This is a genomic window from Sphaerisporangium sp. NPDC088356 (assembly GCF_040685555.1).
Classification (GTDB): Bacteria; Actinomycetota; Actinomycetes; order Streptosporangiales; family Streptosporangiaceae; genus Sphaerisporangium.
This window is the reverse complement of record NZ_JBFBIK010000076.1, coordinates 1-17,014: the sequence shown is the minus strand read 5'-3', so window position 1 is coordinate 17,014 and position 17,014 is coordinate 1. Positions and strand designations below refer to the sequence as shown.

Sequence of the window (17,014 nt, the reverse complement as noted above, 5' to 3'; positions counted from 1 at the left end):
GCGGGCGTCGACCGCGGTGCTATCCATCTGGACAAGGCTGCACGAGTACCGCCATTTCCCCCTCACTCCCCTCGGCGAGGCCGGGGCGAGCCTGCTGATGCTCATGGCGAAGTCGCGGCACAAGAAGCCGGAGTATGTCCGCCGCTACTTCAAGCCGTCCCCGGAGGCGATCGCCGAGCTCACGAGCCTGCTCGCGCCGGGCGAGAGCAGGCGCTGAGCCGGACCGCGCGGGGTGGGGCGGGTCAGGCCCGTGCGGTGGGGGCCTTGCGGTCCAGGCAGGTGCGGAGGGTGGCCGCGAACTCCTCGGCGCGCGACAGCTGCACCCGCAGGTCCTCGATTTTCTCGGCCGCGGCCCGTTCGTAACCGCGCACGCGCTCCAGCAGCTGCTCCCGCTCGTTGCCGTAGACGGTGCCCTCGGCAGAGTCGAGGCGGTCGGTGGCCTCAAGCAAGTCGCGCTTCTGCTCCAGGGTGAAGCCGAGCGGCTTCATGCGCCGGATGACCATCAGCCGGGCGACGTCGGCCTCGGTGTAGAGGCGGAAGCCGCCCTGGGAACGGGCGGAGGGGACGACCAGGCCGGTCTCCTCGTAGTGCCGGATGGTGCGCAGGGACAGCTCGGTCCGCGCGGCGACCTCGCCGATCTGCATGTGCCTGTCGTCCACGCCCATGTTCCTGGCCCTTCATGTCCCCGGTGCTGCCGCGTCCCGTGCGATCACCACCGATCCCAACTCTAACGTTAGGGTAGAGTTCGTGGTGGTGGAGCTCGGCTCCTGGTCGGCGCCACCACTGCCGTGTCGGGGCCGATGGCGCCCCCGGCGAAGATCCGATTCTTGCAGGAGAAAGCGTGCGCGAGCGCATGACGCCCGGCGCCGCCGCCTGCCCGCCGTGACGCTTCACGCTTCGCCCCTGGACGTGAGCCGTCCGTGCCGTCGCGCAGCCCCCTGTTTCCGTCCCCATTCGACTTCCGGCCCGCACCCTGGGCCATCCGCGGGGCACCGCTCCTGGCCCACCCGCGCCCGTCACGCACGCCCATTGCCTGCCGATGAGGGCGTGCCCGAGCACGACAGGCACCTGCTTCCTTGTCTTCTTCCGTACTGTCCCCCGCCGCGCGGCTGCGCGACCTCAAGCCCGACTGGCTGAGCGATCCGAAGGTGTGGCGCACTGAGGTCCTGGCGAGCCTGGTTGTCGCCCTTGCGCTGATCCCTGAGGCGATCTCGTTCTCGATCATCGCCGGGGTCGACCCGGCGGTCGGCTTGTTCGCGTCCTTCACCATGGCCGTGGTGATCTCCATTGTCGGCGGCCGGCGGGCGATGATCTCCGCCGCCACCGGCGCCGTCGCCCTCGTGATCGCCCCGCTGAACCACCAGCACGGCCTAAGCTACCTGGTCGCGGCGGTCATCGTCGCTGGCGTCTTCCAGGTCGTCCTCGGCGCGCTCGGCATTGCCAAGCTGATGCGGTTCGTGCCGCGCTCGGTCATGGTCGGCTTCGTCAACGCGCTCGCCATCCTGATCTTCATGACCCAGGTGCCGGAGATGACCGACGTCCCGTGGGCCGTCTATCCGCTGATCACCGGCGGCCTGGCGCTGATGGTGTTCTTCCCGAAGGTCACCAAGGTGATCCCGGCGCCGCTGGTCTCCATCGTCATCCTGACCGTCATCACGGTCGCCGCCGGCATCGCGGTGCCGACCGTCGGCGACAAGGGCGCCCTGCCGTCCTCCTTGCCGGTGCCGGGCCTGCCCGACGTGCCGTTCACGATGGACACCCTGACCACCATCGCCCCCTACGCGCTCGCGATGGCGCTGGTCGGGCTGATGGAGTCGCTGATGACGGCCAAGCTGGTCGACGACATCACCGACACCCACTCCTCCAAGACCCGGGAGTCGATCGGCCAGGGCATCGCCAACATCGTCACCGGGTTCTTCGGCGGCATGGGCGGCTGTGCGATGATCGGCCAGACGATGATCAACGTGAAGGTGTCCGGCGCCCGTACCCGCCTGTCCACCTTCCTGGCGGGGTCCTTCCTGATGGTGCTGTGCGTCGTCTTCGGCCCTGTCGTCTCCGACATCCCCATGGCCGCCCTGGTCGCCGTGATGGTCATGGTGTCCTTCGGCACCTTCGACTGGCACTCCATCGCGCCCAGGACGCTGAAGCGGATGCCGGCCGGCGAGATCGCCGTCATGGTCATCACCGTCGTCTGCGTGGTGGCCACCGGCAACCTCGCCATCGGCGTCGTCGTCGGCTCCATCACCGCCATGGTCATCTTCGCCAAGCGCGTCGCCCACCTCGCCCACGTCACCGCCGTCACCGACCCCGACGGCACGAGCGTGGTCTACCGGGTGACCGGCGAGCTGTTCTTCGCCTCCTCCAACGACCTGGTCGGCCAGTTCGACTACGCGGGCGACCCGGAGAAGGTGGTCATCGACCTGTCATCGGCGCACATCTGGGACGCCTCGTCCGTCGCGGCCCTCGACGCGATCGAGACCAAGTACGCCCAGCGCGGCAAGAGTGTCGAGATCATCGGCCTGTACGGCCCCAGCGCCCACCTCCATGGCAAGCTCAGCGGCGAACTCGCCGGCAGCCACTGACCCGCCCCGCACCCGAACGGCGGCCGCCCCAGCGCAACGGGGCGGCCGCCGCCGTGCCGCCGGGATCGCCGTGGCCGTCGTCGCGTTCTGGATGCTCATGAAGCCGACCACGGTAGCGGCTTCCCGCAGGCGTGCGCGCGACGGGTTGGGGTCGGTGGCCCTGGTGCAGGCGGCGCTTAGCACGTACACGTCATCGCCGCGCAGCGCGACGGAGGTGGGATTCTGGAGTCCGTCGGTGGCATCCAGAACGTGCCGTCGGACTTGAAATGCAGAAGGCGGGAAATGGCGGGCTTGCCGCATCTCAGAGATGCATGGCAGTGGGTGCGGGAGGGCGACATGGTCGACGCATCGTTGGTCCAGTTCTACCGAGACAACGGCTACCTCCTCGTCAAAGGCCTGCTCAGCAGGTCGGAGGCCCGGGCGTACCGGGATGAAAGCCACGCGGTGCTCGCACGGCTGCGTAAGACAGACCCGACCTGGGGCAGCGCCCGTGAGCTGGGAGGCGGCGCGACCGAGCTGAGGCACTGCCATGACGCGCAGTTCTACTCGGCCGCGTTCACGAAGCTTCTGCTCGACCCGCGCTTCACCGACGTCGCGGCGGCGGTGATGGGCACGGACAACGTCCAACTCCACCACACCAAGATCTTCGTGAAGCCGGCGGAGAAGGGGTCACCGTTCCCCCTGCACCAGGACGCCCCGCACCTTCCCCATACGAAGCACACGGTCGGCGCCGCCATTTTCCACTTCGACGACGCGCCGCAGGAGAAGGGATGCGTCCGTGTGGTACCGGGCAGCCACAAGAACGGGCTGCTTCCGCACATCGAGGAGGGCGGCTGGCATCTGCCGCCGTCGAAATGGCCGTTGGAGTCCGCCGTTCCCATCGAAGCCGAGGCGGGTGACGTGCTGTTCTTGACCTACCTCACCGTACACGGGTCCGGCGTCAACACCGCGGCTGAGGCGCGCACGACCTTGCTGATCCAGTTCCGCGATCCGGAGGACCTGCCCGTCGATGACGTCCACCGCTCCAGAGGCCAGGGCATGATGCTGCGCGGCGTCGACCCGACCATGCGCACGACGTGATGGGCTGCCCTCCGGCGGGCGTTACTTCTGTCGGCCCGGGCCGCGAGCGTGGGGCGTGAGGGTCGCGAGGGCCATGCCCTGAGCCGCGGCGCGTAGAGGGCCAGTGGTTTGTCTCGATCGGGGCGCTGTGGTGGTGCACGTCGCGGCGGGTTTGTGACTGGGGTTGTGACCGGGAGTCATTTCCGGGGCGGGTGATTATCACATGGGCCATTGATCCGGTGTTGGTGCGAGCGTATGGTCCTCCCAACATCCGAGTACGCCTCATGTTTTGGGGGTTCTCTACATGCACGCACGTCTCCGGCGGACGATCACCGCGGCCTCCGCGCTGGTGATCCTCGCGCTGGCATCCCCCGTCGTGCCCGCATCGGCCGCAACTTACACCGCCGACGACTACTGCCTCGGCGAATGCGCGGACGTGTTACCTCCGGGCCAGAACGGAAACGCGACCCTGGTGGAGATTCTGGCCAACCAGTCGCTGGGCACGATGCCACGGCACAGCAACGACCAGCTGGGCAAGTACGCCGGCCTCATCGCCGGCTACACCGGGCTGACCGACGACCAGATCACCACGTTCTTCAACGACAGCTCGTTCGGCGTTCCGGCCGGGCAGGTGGAGAGCACGACCAGCCCCCGATCGGACGTGACGATCGTCCGCGACAAGGCGACCGGCGTGCCGCACGTCACCGGGACGACCCGGGAAGGCACGATGTTCGGCGCCGGGTACGCGGGCGCGCAGGACCGCCTGTGGCTCATGGACCTGATGCGGCACGTCGGCCGTGGTGAGCTGACGCCGTTCGCCGGGGGCGCCCCCGGCAACCGCGCGCTCGAACAGAGCGTCTGGCGCAACTCCCCCTACACCGAGGCGGACCTCCAGGGGCAGATCAACAGCCTCAGGGACTCCAGCGCCAGGGGCGCCCAGCTCTACGCCGACGTGCAGAACTACGTGAGCGGCATCAACGCCTACATCGACTACTGCATGGCGAACAGGAACTGCCCCGGCGAGTACGTCCTGACCGGCCACCTCGACGCGATCACCAACGCGGGCGGGCCGCAGGACTTCACCATGACCGACCTGATCGCGGTCTCAGGCGTGATCGGCGGTCTGTTCGGCGGAGGCGGCGGCGCGGAGATGCAGTCCGCGCTCGTGCGGGTCGCGGCCAGGGCCAAGTACGGCACGACGATCGGCGACCAGGTCTGGACGGCCTTCCGGTCGCAGAACGACCCCGAGGCCACGCTGACCCTGCACAACGGCCAGAGCTTCCCCTCGGGGAACGCGCCCGGCGGCGCCACCGGGGTCGTCCTGCCCGACGCGACGACGGCGCCGGTGGACATCACCGAGAACGAGTCGGGGTCGGCCACCACCTCCACCTCCTCCGCGAAGGGGGTGCTGGACGGGCTGCTCGTCGACAACTCCAAGCCCAGCATGTCCAACGCCGTGGTCGTGTCGGCGGCCAAGTCCAAGTCCGGGCACCCTGTGGCCGTATTCGGGCCCCAGACCGGCTACTTCGCCCCGCAGTTGCTCATGCTCGAGGAGCTGTCAGGGCCCGGCATCCGGGCACGCGGCGCGGCGTTCGCCGGGCTCAACCTGTACGTGCTGCTCGGCCGGGGCACGGACTACGCGTGGAGCGCCACCTCGGCGGGCCAGGACATCACCGACACCTACGCGCTGCAGCTCTGCGACCCGGGCGGCGGCACGGTCACCGCGGCGTCGAACTACTACATGTACCACGGCACCTGCACGGCGATGGAGACGCTGAAGAAGACCAACTCGTGGAAGCCCACCGTCGCCGACAGCACCACCGCAGGTTCGTATGACCTGGTGATGAAACGCACCAAGTACGGCCTGGTGAGCTGGCGTGGCACGGTCAACGGGCAGCCCACGGCCTTCGCCGCGCTGCGCTCGACCTACCAGCACGAGGCCGACTCGGCGGTCGGGTTCCAGATGTTCAACGACCCGGCCCAGATGGGTGACGCCGACGCGTTCAGGAACTCCGCCTCCACCATCGGCTTCGCGTTCAACTGGTTGTACGTGAACTCCTCCGACGCGGCGTACTTCATGTCGGGCAACAGCCCGGTCAGGTCCGCGGTCTCCGACCCGAACCTCCCGATGACGGCCGACGCCACCCACGAGTGGGCGGGGTACGACCCGGCCACCAACACCGCGACGTACGCGGCTCCCGCGACCCACCCGCAGACGTCCAACCAGGACTACCTGGTCAGCTGGAACAACAAGCAGGCCAAGGACTACGGCGCCGCGGACGGCAACTTCAGCTTCGGGCCGGTCCACCGGGTCGACCTGCTGGACGCTCCGGTCAAGGCGGCCCTGGCGGGGTCGGGCAAGCTCGACCGGGCCGGCACCGTGAAGATCATGGCGGAGGCGGCGACCACGGACCTGCGCGGCAAGGAAGTGCTGCCCCACCTGCTCCGGGTGATCAACAGCACGGCCGTGACCGACCCGGCGCTCGCCTCGGCGGTGTCCAAGCTGTCCGCGTGGGCCTCGGGTGGCGCCAGGCGCCTGGAGACCTCGCCGGGCAGCAAGACCTACGCGGACGCCGACGCCATCCGGGCGTTCGACGCATGGTGGCCGAAGCTGGTCCAGTCGCAGTTCAAGCCCGGCCTGGGCGACGGCCTCTACCAGTCGCTGGTCAACGCCCTGCAGATCAACGAATCCCCGTCCGGCCACCAGCAGGGAGACGTCTCCAACCTGCCCGGCTCGGCGAACGAGGCCCAGGCGCACAAGGGGTCGGCGTTCCAGTACGGCTGGTGGGGTTATGTGAGCAAGGACATCCGCTCGGTGCTGGGCGACCCGGTGGCCGGGCCGCTGGCCCAGAAGTACTGCGGAAACGGCACCGTGGCCGGCTGCCGCACGGTGCTGCTGAACAGCCTGTCGGCGGCGCTCGCCGAACCCGCGACGACCACCTACCCGGCGGACGACGTGTGCTCGGCGGGTGACCAGTGGTGCGCGGACGCCATCGAGCACTCGCCGCTGGGCGGGGTCAAGCAGTCGCTGATCTCCTGGCAGAACCGGCCGACCTACCAGCAGGTCGTGTCCTTCCCCGCCCACCGGGGCGACCCGATCACCAACCTCGCGACCGGAGGGTCCGCCAGCGCCTCCAGCATGCAGATCCTGCCGCCCTACCCGGCGAGCAGGGCGATCGACGGCGACCCGACGACCCGCTGGGCGAGCGCGTCCAGCGACAACCAGTATCTCCAGGTCGATCTCGGGTCGGCCAAGACCGTGGCCCGGACGGTGCTGCGCTGGGAGGCCGCCTACGGCACGGCGTACTCGATCCAGACCTCCACCAACGGCTCCACGTGGACCACGGTCTACTCCACCACCACCGGGAACGGCGGCGTGGACAACGTGACCTTCAGCCCGGCGACCGCCCGCTACGTCCGCATGCAGGGCGTGACACGCGGTACCTCGTACGGCTACTCCCTGTACGAGATGGAGGTGTACTCAAAGTAGCGGGGTGAAAAGGATGGCGGCGGAGTGATCCGCCGCCATAGACCTCCACCGGTGCCGGGCGAAAGGGCCCGGCACCGGCAACGCCCGCTACGCGCTGCGCAGGTGGGCTCCCGTGCGTTCGGCGGCGAGGGCCACGGCCGAGTCGCGGGCCGCGGTGGTCTCCTCCACGATCAGAGTGCGGTCGGGGGCGCGGAAGCGCAGGCTGTACGCCAGGGACTTCTTGCCCTCGCCCACCTGGGATCCGGTGTAGACGTCGAACAGCCGGATCGACTCCAGCAGTGTGCCCGCCCCCTCGCGCAGGGCCGCCTCGACCTCGGCGACCGGAACCTCTGCCGGGACGACGAGCGCGACGTCCTGCATGGCGACGGGGTAGGACGAGACCGGCTCGGCCTGCCCCGGGCCTGGCAGGACCGCCTCCAGGACACTGAGCTCCAGCTCCATCGCGCAGGTGCGGGCCGGCAGCCCGTACGCCTCGATGACGCGCGGGTGCAGCTCGCCGGCGTGGCCGAGAAGCGTCTCACCGACGTGCAGGGCGGCGCACCGGCCGGGGTGCCACGGCTCGTGCCGGTCGGCGCTGACGGTGACCTCGACGCCCGCCTCCCGCGCGACCACGCGCGCGGCCTCGACGGCGTCGGCCCAGCTCGCCGGACGTCCCGCGCCCCACCAGCCGGACCGGTCGTGCTCGCCGGCGAGCACGATGGCGACCCGGATCGGCTGCCGGGGCAGGGCGGCCGCGATGGTGGCCAGCTCCTCCTCGGTGGGCCTGCGGTCGACACCGAGCACCGGCGCCTTCCCCGGGGCACCCTGCTCGGGCCGGTAGACCAGCCCGGACTCGAACAGGGCCAGGTCGCCGAATCCGCGGCCGACGTTGCGGACCAGGGTCTTGAGCAGCCCCGGCAGCAGCGTGGTGCGCATCAGCGGCTCATCCTCGCTGATCGGGTTGGCCAGGCGTGCGGCCCGGCGCCGAACGTCGCCCTCGGGCAGCTGGAGGTTGTCGAGGTCGCGCACGCCCATGAACGGGTAGGCGAGCGTCTCGACGTACCCGGCGGCGGCCAGGGCGCGGCCGACACGGCGGCGCAGCCGCTGGGCCTCGGTGAGACCGGCCCCCGCGGGGGCGGCGGGCAGCACCGAGGGCAGCTGCTCGTAGCCTTCGAGCCGGATGACCTCCTCGGCGAGGTCGTTGGGGTCGGTCAGGTCGGGACGCCACGAGGGCGGCGTCACCGTGAGCAGCTCGGCGGGATCGGGCCGGCCCGGGCTTTCGAGGACATCCGCGGGGACGGCCGAGGGGGCCTCGGCTCCATCGTGCCCGGCGACCGCGCTCTGGGCGACCACGGTGCACCCGACCTGCTCCAGACGGCGGACGACCGTGTCGCGCCCGTAGGCGATGCCCGCCACCCGGTCGGGGTGGTCGGCCGGGATGGTGATCGTCGCGGGCTCGACGTCGACGAAGGCGTGGGTGACCCCGGGGTCCGCCGTGCCGCCGCCGAACGCGACCAGCAGCTGCACCGCGCGCCACGAGGCGTACAGCGGCAGCTCGCGGTCAACGCCGCGCTCGAACCGGCGCGACGCCTCGCTCACCAGGTTGTGGCGCCGCGACATGCGGGCCGTGCCGGTGGCCGAGAAGTGGGCCGCCTCGATCACCAGGTCGGTGGAGGCGTCGGAGATCTCGGTCTCCAGCCCGCCCATCGTGCCGGCCATCGAGATCGCGCCCGTGGAGTCGGTGATCAAGATGTCCTCGGGGTGGAGCTTGCGCACGACGTGGTCGAGCGTCTCCAGCGTCTCGCCCTGCCCGGCCCTGCGGACCACGACGGGCCCGCTCAGCTTGGACCTGTCGAAGGCGTGCAGCGGCTGACCCAGCTCGATCATCAGGTAGTTGGTGACGTCGACGGCCAGGGAGACCGGCCGCACGCCGGCGCGCGCCAGGCGCACCTGCATCCACATGGGAGTCTCGGCGGAGGGGTCGAACCCGGAGACCGAGCGCAGCACGAACCGGTCGCACGCCAAGGGGTCGGCGATCGACGCGGGGTGGGCGTCCTCGGTGAAGGTGGGCGGCTCCACGTCGGCCGGGTCACGCCAGGGCACGCCCAAGGCGGTGGCGACCTCGCGGGCGACGCCCCGGATCGACAGGGCGTAACCCCGGTCGGGGGTGATCTCCAGCTCGATCACGTCGTCGCGCAGGCCCAGCAGCTCGACCACGTCGGCGCCCAGGTGGGTGTCGGCGGGCAGGATCAGGATGCCGCTGTGGTCCTCGCCGATGCCGAGCTCACGCGCCGAGCAGATCATGCCGTCGGACACGTGGCCGTAGGTCTTGCGTGAACCGACCTCGAAGCCGCCCGGCAGCACGGCGCCAGGGAGCGCCACGGCCACACGGTCGCCGACGGCGAAGTTGGTGGCGCCGCAGATGACCCAGCGGGGCGCGGCCTCGCCGACCTCGACCGAGCAGTAGCGGATGGGCTTCTTGAAACCGGCGAGCTCCTCGATGGAAAGGACCTCGCCGACGACGACGTTCTTGATGTCGTCGCCGACGGCCTCGATCGACTCGAGCTTGAGGCCGGCCGCGGTGAGCTTGTCGGCGACCTCGTGGGCGGTGACGGCGGGCAGGTCGACGTACTCCCGCAGCCAGGAAAGCGGGAACTTCATCTAGACCTCCATACCGAAGGGGAGCGTGAAGCGCACGTCTCCCTCGACCATGTCTCGCATGTCCTCGGCGTTGTGGCGGAACATCAAGGTCCGCTCGACGCCCATGCCGAAGGCGAACCCGCTGTAGCGCTCGGGGTCGACGCCGCAGGCCACCAGCACTCGGGGGTTGACCATGCCGCAGCCGCCCCACTCGATCCAGCCCTCGGACTTGCAGGTGCGGCACGCGGGGTTGCCGGGGACGGCCGAGGCGCCGCGGCAGACGAAGCAGCGCAGATCCATCTCGGCCGACGGCTCGGTGAACGGGAAGTAGTTGGGCCGGAACCGGGTCTTGATGCCCTCGCCGAACATGACCTCGGCGAACCGGTCGAGCGTGCCCTTCAGATGGGCCATCGTCAGCCCCTCGTCGACCGCCAGGCCCTCGATCTGGTGGAACACCGGGGTGTGGGTGGCGTCGAGCTCGTCGGTGCGGAAGGTCTTGCCGGGCGAGATGACGTACACCGGGAGCTCTCGTGAGAGCAGTGCGCGGATCTGCACCGGGGAGGTCTGCGTGCGCAGGACCATGCCGGAGTCGACCGACTCGACGAAGAACGTGTCGTGCTCGGAGCGGGCCGGGTGGTCGGGCGCGATGTTGAGGGCGTCGAAGTTGAACCACTCGCCCTCCAGCTCGGGCCCCTCGGCCACCTCGTAGCCCATCGCGACGAAGGCGTCGGCGATGCGCTCCTGCAGCGTCGTGAGCGGGTGTCTCGCCCCCCGGGGCGCGCGGTCCCATGGGAGGGTGACGTCGACGGCCTCATCGACCAGGACGCGCTCGTCGCGCTCGGCCGTGAGCACGGCCTGCCGGGCGGCGAGGGCCTCGGCGACGGCCTTGCGAGCCCCGCCGATGCGCTTGCCGGCCTCGGAACGGGCCTGGGGCGGCAGCGCGCCGATCTCGCGGTTGGCCAGCGCGATCGGTGACCGGTCGCCGGAGTGCGCCAGCCGCACTTGCTTGAGGTCGTCGAGGTCGGTGGCCGCGTTGATGGCGGCCACGGCTTCCGCCTCCATGCGCGCCACCTCGTCGGCGTGCAACGGCGTCACCTCGACCGGGTCATAGGTGTTCGACAAGAGAGAGCTCCGTATCCAGGGCTTGAGCGGGCACGAGTCTAGTCCGTCCAGAGTGGCTGACCGGCCGCGGGCGACGGGCTGTGGACGCCTTCCCGCGAGCGGTCCCTGGCGGCGATCGAGGCTGTTCCGATCACATTCGGGACGCCGGCGGGAGGTGGTCACAACATCTCGGACGCCGGCGGGAAACCGTCGTGACCTCCCGCGGTCGAGCGTCCGTACGCGACGCGGCCGGGCCGGCGGATGCCGGCGTGGTGAGTGAGGCCCACCGGCCGTCCCGGGCGACGCGTCAGGCGAAGTCGGGAGTGCCGGCGGGCATGGTAAATCGGAACTCGGCGCCGCCGCCGGGCGCCCGCTGCACGGTGATCGTGCCGCCATGGGCCTCGACGAGACCCTTGACGATGAAAAGGCCGAGCCCCGTGCCGCCGCGGCGCCGCCCGTTGCCGCGCCAGAACTGCCGGAAGACGCGCGAGGCCAGCTCGGGTGCGACACCCTCGCCTTGGTCACGCACGGACACGGCAACTCCCCACTCGACAGGCTCTACCACTATCGTCACGGTACCTCGCCCGTGGCGCACCGCGTTTTCCAGCAAGTTTCCGAGGATCTGGTCGATCTTGTCCTGATCGAGCCACATCTCAGGTAGATCGCCGAGCGTCTCCAGGAGGAATCGGTCCTCCGGCTCGCCCGCCGCCACCCGACCCGCGATGATCTTACGCGCCCGCCCGGGGATGTCGACAACCTGGCGGTGGATCTGCAGGCGGCCCGACTCTATGCGGGAGACGTCGAGCAGCTCGGTGATGAGCCGGGTGACCCGGTCGGCGTCGGCGTTGACGGTCTCCAGCATCACGCGCTTCTGGTCGTCGGTGAAGCGGCCCCACTTGGCCAGCAGCGTGGCGGTGAACCCCTTGACGCTGGTCAGCGGGGAGCGCAGCTCGTGGGCCACGGTGGAGACCAGGTCGGCCCGGCTGCGCTCCAGACGGGCGCGCGCCGCCGCGTCGCGCAGGGTGACGACGACGCGGACGACGTCGCCGCCGCGCTCGGGCCTGCGCACGAACCGGGCGGCCACCAGCAGCTCCTGGCCGCCGGAGAGATAGAGCGAGCACTCGGGCTGGCGGCTGCGGGTGCGCAGGCCGCCGTAGGCGTCGAGCCACTTCCACCAGTCGCGGCCGTCGTTGTCACGGAAGGGCAGGACATCGGGAAAGTGCTTTCCGACGATCGCGTGCCGCTCGGCTCCCGTGAGGCGGGACGCGGCGCGATTGATGGCGACCACCCTGCCACGCTCGTCGGCCACGATGACGCCGTCGGGCAGATCATCGACCTCGATCGAACACGCGGCATCGGCGCCCCGTTGGTGGGTTTGTCCGCCGCGCACTATCGCCTCCTCGACCCTACAGGGCCGACAATAGCGGGTTTCCCGTACCGGAAGGCAGCCCTACTCTCCGTGGGGGACCGTCCCGCCGCAGCAGAAATGGGTCCCCGTAGGCCAAAGGGGCCTGTACGGCTGCCAGAGGGCCTACGCGGAGCGCTGGGCCCGTGCCGAGGCATAAAGGCAGACTCCGGCCGCCGTCGCCAGGTTGAGGCTTTCGGCGCGCCCGTAGATGGGAACCCGGACGACCTCGTCGGCAAGCTCCAGGATCTCCTCGGGCAGGCCCCACGCCTCGTTGCCGAAGATCCACGCCGTCGGCCCGCTCAGGTCGACGTCGTCGAGCGTCTTGGTCCCGGCGCCGTCCGCCGCGAGGACGCGCAGTCCCCGCTCCTTGAGATGGCGTACGGCCTCGGCCACGGGGGCGGAGGTGACGACGGGGAGATGGAACAGGCTCCCTGCGCTGGCCCTGACGCACTTGCCGTTGTAGGGGTCCACGGATGCGTCGGTGAACACGACCGCGTCCGCCCCCGCCGCGTCCGCCGTGCGCAGGACCGTGCCGGCGTTGCCGGGGTCGCGTACGTGGGCCAGCACGGCGACCAGGCCGGCGCCCTCGGTGACGCCCTCGGCCAGGGGGACGTGCACGAAGCGGCAGACGGCGAGCAGCCCCTGGGGGGTGACGGTCTGGGCGAGCTCCGCCATGACCTCCCCGCTCGCGGCGTGCACCGGCACACCGGCCTGCCGGGCGGTCTCCACGATGTCGGCGTGCCTGATCTCCGCGTCCGCGGTCGTGAACAGCTCGACGGCGACGCCGGGGAGGGTGAGCGCCTCCCTCACGGCCTGCGGGCCCTCGGCGAGAAAGGAGCGGTCGCGGTCCCTGAAGGCCCGCTTGGTCAGGCGCTTCGCGGCCTTGACGCGCGGAGATCTGATATTGGTCAGCTCGGACCCGGCCACGTATCCCCCTGGTGAGACCCCTGAACCGTGACGGCTCGCGTGAGGCCCGCCACGGTGGAAATGCCGGAAAACAGAGAACGACCCGCTCCGATACAGAACGAGTCGTTCACTGGTGGTGCGTGGGCTCAGCTCGCGACCGGCGCGTTGACGTCGGACGGGAGGGCCTTCCTGGCGGTCTCGGCCAGAGCCGCGAAGGTCTGGCTGTCGTTCACCGCGAGATCGGCGAGGATCTTGCGGTCGACCTCGACACCGGCGGCCTTGAGGCCCTGGATGAACCGGTTGTACGTGATGCCGTTCGCGCGTGCCGCGGCGTTGATGCGCTGGATCCAAAGGCGCCGGAAGGCACCCTTCTTGTCCTTGCGATCACGGTAGGCGTAGGTCAGTGAATGGAGCATCTGCTCCTTGGCCTTGCGGTACAACCGCGACCGCTGACCCCGGTAACCACTCGCCCGCTCGAGGACGACGCGGCGCTTCTTCTTGGCGTTGAGCGCCCGCTTTACGCGTGCCATTGTTCTATCTCCCCGGGGGTTCGGTTACTTGCCGAGCAGCTTCTTGATCTTCTTCGCATCGGCATCGGACAGGACGACCTCAGGCGCGAGACGGCGCGTCCGCGTGGAGGGCTTGTGCTCGTTGTAGTGGGCACGGTTCGCACGCCGGCGAATGATCTTGCCGCTCCCGCTGAGGCGGAACCGCTTCTTCGCACCGCTGTGCGTCTTCATCTTCGGCATGTCAGCCGTCTCTCCCTCAATGGTCCGTGCCGATATCCCGGGTCAAGGTACCCCAGCCAGGAGCATGCCTGGCCGCTCTCCCTGACCCGGTATCGGTGTGTTCTCGCATCCCGCCGAGCTGTCAGGCGGGGCGGGTCACTCCTGCGGTTCCGATGCCGACGCCATGTCGTGGTCGAGGCTCATGTCCTCGCCCTCCGCCGGATCACCGGGGGTTCTCGCGCGAGCCGCGGCCTTCTCGGCCTTGGCCTCGGCCTTCTTCTTGTGCGGCCCGATCACCATGATCATGTTTCGGCCGTCCTGCTTGGGCTGGGACTCGACGAAGCCGAGCTCCGTGACGTCCTCCGCCAGCCTCTGCAGGAGCCGGAAGCCCAGTTCGGGACGGGACTGCTCACGTCCACGGAACATGATCGTGACCTTGACCTTGTCCCCCGCCTTCAGGAACCGCACGACGTGACCCTTCTTGGTCTCGTAGTCATGCGGGTCGATCTTCGGCCGGAGCTTGATCTCCTTGATGATCGTGTGCGCCTGGTTGCGGCGCGCCTCGCGTGCCTTCATGGCGGACTCGTACTTGAACTTGCCGTAGTCCATGAGCTTGCACACGGGCGGACGAGCCGTTGCCGCGACCTCGACCAGGTCGAGGTCGGACTCCTGGGCCAGCTTCAGCGCATCGCCTATGGAGACGATGCCGACCTGCTCGCCGTTCGGGCCCACGAGGCGGACCTCGGGCACGCGAATACGCTCGTTGATGCGGGGCTCAGTGCTGATGGGACCTCCTAGGTACCTGGCATTTATCCGCGTCGGTGCTTGACCGTGATGGGAGGTTCCACGCGAATGCGAAAAGCCCCACACGTCGCGCATGCGGGGCCACCGAGCTCAATGATCGTAAGACCATGAGCTCCCCGGAGGAGTCCGGTAGTGATCCTTGACCCATCGACCCTGCGGTCGAACAGGTGGGAGGAAAACCTCCGCTTGCGCGTCCAGCAGCCATGCCGGACCGATCAAGCAGCAACACTATCACAACGCCGGCTGCCCACCGAATAGTCCTCCGACCCCATTACGATCTGTGATCTATCAGACACGGATGGCGATGACCCCGGTAGGATCGTCGTGCGGATCTAGACAGACTAGATGGAGGTTTACATGGGTCAATGGCAGTTGCAGGCGGCGAAGCAGCGCCTCAGCGAGGTGATCCGCCAGGCTCACGACGAGGGCCCGCAGGTGGTGACCCGCCACGGCGAGGAGGTCGCCGTCATCATCGACATCGCCGAATACCGGCGCCTGCGGCACGGCGCCCCTGACTTCAAGGAGTTCCTCAGGTCATCCCCTCCGTGGGACAAGCTGGAACTCCCACCCAGGGAGCTCCCTCGTGAAGCCGAGCTCGGCCGGTGACCACCGGCTACCTCCTCGACACGAACGTGGTCTCCGAGACACGGAAGCGTGAGCCTGATACGCAGGTCATGGAATGGGTGGAGTCCGTGCACGGCCCCTCGCTCTACCTCAGCACGCTGGTGGTCGGAGAGGTCCGTTACGGGGCCGAGCGGCTCAGGCGGCGCGATTCCCGCCAGGCCGAGTTCATCGACGCGTGGCTCGACGCGCTATACCGCGACTTCCGTGACCGCATCATCCCGGTGACCTCGGAGGTCGCGGAGGAGTGGGGGCGGCTGCGTGCGACCTCACCACTTCCAGCGGTCGACGGTCTCCTGGCGGCCACCGCGCTCGTACGGGGATGGACCCTGGTGACCCGCAATGTGAAGGACGTCGCGGACACCGGGGTGCGGCTGGTCAATCCGTTCGAGCCGCTCGTCTGAGGATCTCGGTCTCGCCGGCGGCCCTTACGGCCTCCACCGGGACCTCCCCCAGGCCCGTGTACAGCTCGACCTGGCGTACGGCCTGGTGGAGCAGCATGGCGAATCCGCCGACGACCGTGCCGCCGGCCGCCCGCACGGCCCGCGCCAGTGGCGTCGGCCATGGGGCGTAGACCACGTCGAACACGGCCGGCACGACCGTGAGCGCCTCGACGTAGGGGTCCGCCGCTCCGGCGGGCAGCGTCGAGACCACGAGGTCCACGTCGAGCGCGGTGTCGAGCTTGTCGAAGGTCTGCACGGTCAGGGCCATGCCGAGCCGCTCGGCGACCTCGGCCGTCTCCCTGGCCCGCGAAGGGTCGCGGGCCACAAGCGTCGCCGCTGAGAGGCCCAGCTCGCGGAGCGCGGCGAGCGAGGAGCCCGCCGTGGCGCCGCCGCCGAGGATCGTCGCCGCCCCGGGAGCCGCCACTCCCGCCTCGGTGAGCGCCTGGACGATGCCGTGCACGTCGGTGTTCTCGCCGTGCCGGGCGCCGTCGCGGAACACCACGGTGTTCACCCCGCCGACCTCGACGGCGAGGTCGGCGATGGTGTCCAGCAGGGGAATCACGGCCCGCTTGAGCGGCATGGTCAGCGACAGCCCGGCCCACTCGGGGCCCATACCCGACAGCAGCCCTGCCAGGCCCTGCTCGTCGCACTCGATCGCGTCGTACCTCCAGCCGCGCAGCCCGAGGGCGTCGTACGCGGCCCGGTGCAGGCACGGCGAGAGGGAGTGCGCGATGGGCGAGCCCAGCACGGCGGCACGCCGCTCCATCAGCCCGCCCTGTGGTTCTGGTTGAACTCCTCGGCCAGCTTGAAGAACTCCGTTTCGGAGTCGGTGAACTTGGTGATGCCGCGCTTCGGGTCGGTGGTGACGAAGAACAGCCAGGTGCCGTCGGCGGGCTTCAGCGCCGCCTCGATGGCGTGGTCGCCGGGGTTGCCGATCGGGCCCGGCGGCAGGCCGAGGCGCGCGTAGGTGTTGTACGGCGAGGTGCTCTTGATCTCCTCGTGGGTGGCGGCGATGCCGAACTTGTTCAGCCCGTACATGACCGTGCTGTCCATCTGGAGCTTCATCTGCGGCGTGCGGTTCAGCCGGTTGTAGATCACCCGCGCGACCTTGGGCATGTCGCGCACGTTGCCGGACTCCGCCTGCACGATGCTGGCGATCGTCATGATCTCCAGCGGCGTTCGGCCCACCCGCCTGGCGCCCGCCACGAGGGCGGCGTCGTCGGCCGCGCGCTTGTAGCGCGCCACCATCGCGG

General features: G+C 69.7%; 16 protein-coding genes. 6 read left to right on the top strand and 10 right to left on the bottom strand.

Going from position 1 to position 17,014, the window contains the following annotated elements:
* The first annotated feature begins 16 nt into the window (after positions 1–16).
* Positions 17–217: a hypothetical protein gene (locus AB0O34_RS24795; RefSeq protein ID WP_363919116.1), complete on the top strand. Its 201-nt coding sequence runs from the start codon at positions 17–19 to the stop codon at positions 215–217.
* 25 nt (positions 218–242) lie between these two features.
* On the opposite strand, the gene AB0O34_RS24790 is transcribed toward AB0O34_RS24795, so the two are convergent.
* Entirely contained in the window at positions 243–665 is a 423-nt protein-coding gene (locus AB0O34_RS24790; RefSeq protein ID WP_363919114.1) for a MerR family transcriptional regulator, read from the bottom strand.
* 444 nt (positions 666–1,109) lie between these two features.
* Here AB0O34_RS24790 and AB0O34_RS24785 point away from each other — a divergent pair, with 444 nt between their 5' ends.
* The 3 genes from AB0O34_RS24785 (at position 1,110) to AB0O34_RS24775 (ending at position 7,131) form a co-directional block, all read left to right on the top strand.
* Positions 1,110–2,582 carry a SulP family inorganic anion transporter gene (locus AB0O34_RS24785; protein ID WP_363919144.1) on the top strand — a complete coding sequence of 491 codons (1,473 nt, stop codon included), beginning with the start codon at positions 1,110–1,112 and terminating at the stop codon, positions 2,580–2,582.
* 336 nt (positions 2,583–2,918) lie between these two features.
* Positions 2,919–3,662: a phytanoyl-CoA dioxygenase family protein gene (locus AB0O34_RS24780; RefSeq protein WP_363919112.1), complete on the top strand. Its 744-nt coding sequence runs from the start codon at positions 2,919–2,921 to the stop codon at positions 3,660–3,662.
* Between the two features lie 283 nt (positions 3,663–3,945).
* Complete coding sequence (locus AB0O34_RS24775) at positions 3,946–7,131, top strand: penicillin acylase family protein (RefSeq protein ID WP_363919110.1); 3,186 nt, start codon at positions 3,946–3,948, stop codon at positions 7,129–7,131.
* Positions 7,132–7,218: 87 nt separating this feature from the next.
* Here the strand turns inward: AB0O34_RS24775 and AB0O34_RS24770 are convergent, their stop codons facing one another.
* The 7 genes from AB0O34_RS24770 to infC all read right to left on the bottom strand — a co-directional run bounded on the left by AB0O34_RS24770 (position 7,219) and on the right by infC (position 14,679).
* On the bottom strand, positions 7,219–9,771 hold the full coding sequence (locus tag AB0O34_RS24770) for a phenylalanine--tRNA ligase subunit beta (RefSeq protein ID WP_363919108.1): 2,553 nt from the start codon (positions 9,769–9,771) through the stop codon (positions 7,219–7,221).
* A complete protein-coding gene (gene pheS, locus AB0O34_RS24765) occupies positions 9,772–10,812 on the bottom strand; it encodes a phenylalanine--tRNA ligase subunit alpha (RefSeq protein WP_363919142.1) in 1,041 nt (346 codons plus the stop codon). It abuts the gene before it with no gap.
* Positions 10,813–11,158: 346 nt separating this feature from the next.
* A complete protein-coding gene (locus AB0O34_RS24760) occupies positions 11,159–12,241 on the bottom strand; it encodes an ATP-binding protein (protein WP_363919106.1) in 1,083 nt (360 codons plus the stop codon).
* 141 nt (positions 12,242–12,382) lie between these two features.
* Positions 12,383–13,186: an RNA methyltransferase gene (locus AB0O34_RS24755; protein ID WP_363919104.1), complete on the bottom strand. Its 804-nt coding sequence runs from the start codon at positions 13,184–13,186 to the stop codon at positions 12,383–12,385.
* A gap of 125 nt (positions 13,187–13,311) precedes the next feature.
* A complete protein-coding gene (gene rplT / locus AB0O34_RS24750; protein ID WP_363919102.1) occupies positions 13,312–13,695 on the bottom strand; it encodes a 50S ribosomal protein L20 in 384 nt (127 codons plus the stop codon).
* Between the two features lie 24 nt (positions 13,696–13,719).
* Entirely contained in the window at positions 13,720–13,914 is a 195-nt protein-coding gene (gene rpmI, locus AB0O34_RS24745) for a 50S ribosomal protein L35 (protein WP_363919100.1), read from the bottom strand.
* A 135-nt stretch (positions 13,915–14,049) separates the two neighbouring features.
* Positions 14,050–14,679, bottom strand: coding sequence for a translation initiation factor IF-3 (gene infC / locus AB0O34_RS24740; protein WP_363919140.1), 630 nt, complete (start codon positions 14,677–14,679; stop codon positions 14,050–14,052).
* A gap of 375 nt (positions 14,680–15,054) precedes the next feature.
* Between infC and AB0O34_RS24735 the strand changes: the two genes are divergently transcribed.
* Together AB0O34_RS24735 and AB0O34_RS24730 are read left to right on the top strand one after the other, a co-directional pair.
* Positions 15,055–15,303 (top strand): type II toxin-antitoxin system Phd/YefM family antitoxin, encoded by a 249-nt coding sequence (locus AB0O34_RS24735; RefSeq protein ID WP_363919098.1) that lies wholly within the window; start codon positions 15,055–15,057, stop codon positions 15,301–15,303.
* A complete protein-coding gene (locus tag AB0O34_RS24730) occupies positions 15,300–15,722 on the top strand; it encodes a type II toxin-antitoxin system VapC family toxin (protein ID WP_363919096.1) in 423 nt (140 codons plus the stop codon). Before AB0O34_RS24735 ends, AB0O34_RS24730 begins: the two co-directional genes overlap by 4 nt.
* On the opposite strand, the gene AB0O34_RS24725 is transcribed toward AB0O34_RS24730, so the two are convergent.
* Together AB0O34_RS24725 and AB0O34_RS24720 are read right to left on the bottom strand one after the other, a co-directional pair.
* Positions 15,697–16,527 carry a shikimate dehydrogenase gene (locus AB0O34_RS24725; protein WP_363919094.1) on the bottom strand — a complete coding sequence of 277 codons (831 nt, stop codon included), beginning with the start codon at positions 16,525–16,527 and terminating at the stop codon, positions 15,697–15,699. The two genes, AB0O34_RS24730 and AB0O34_RS24725, sit on opposite strands and share 26 nt — an antisense overlap.
* The coding region (locus AB0O34_RS24720; RefSeq protein ID WP_363919092.1) for an endolytic transglycosylase MltG at positions 16,527–17,014 on the bottom strand (488 nt) is incomplete at its 5' end. The genes AB0O34_RS24725 and AB0O34_RS24720, both read right to left, overlap by 1 nt.

What these genes read in the sequence shown, in the direction of transcription:
- AB0O34_RS24790 (WP_363919114.1), bottom strand. Translation starts at nt 665, where the DNA reads ATGGGCGTGGACGACAGGCACATGCAGATCGGCGAGGTCGCCGCGCGG.
- AB0O34_RS24780 (WP_363919112.1), top strand. Translation starts at nt 2,919, where the DNA reads ATGGTCGACGCATCGTTGGTCCAGTTCTACCGAGACAACGGCTACCTC.
- AB0O34_RS24775 (WP_363919110.1), top strand. Translation starts at nt 3,946, where the DNA reads ATGCACGCACGTCTCCGGCGGACGATCACCGCGGCCTCCGCGCTGGTG.
- AB0O34_RS24770 (WP_363919108.1), bottom strand. Translation starts at nt 9,771, where the DNA reads ATGAAGTTCCCGCTTTCCTGGCTGCGGGAGTACGTCGACCTGCCCGCC.
- pheS (WP_363919142.1), bottom strand. Translation starts at nt 10,812, where the DNA reads ATGGAGGCGGAAGCCGTGGCCGCCATCAACGCGGCCACCGACCTCGAC.
- rplT (WP_363919102.1), bottom strand. Translation starts at nt 13,695, where the DNA reads ATGGCACGCGTAAAGCGGGCGCTCAACGCCAAGAAGAAGCGCCGCGTC.
- rpmI (WP_363919100.1), bottom strand. Translation starts at nt 13,914, where the DNA reads ATGCCGAAGATGAAGACGCACAGCGGTGCGAAGAAGCGGTTCCGCCTC.
- AB0O34_RS24735 (WP_363919098.1), top strand. Translation starts at nt 15,055, where the DNA reads ATGGGTCAATGGCAGTTGCAGGCGGCGAAGCAGCGCCTCAGCGAGGTG.
- AB0O34_RS24725 (WP_363919094.1), bottom strand. Translation starts at nt 16,527, where the DNA reads ATGGAGCGGCGTGCCGCCGTGCTGGGCTCGCCCATCGCGCACTCCCTC.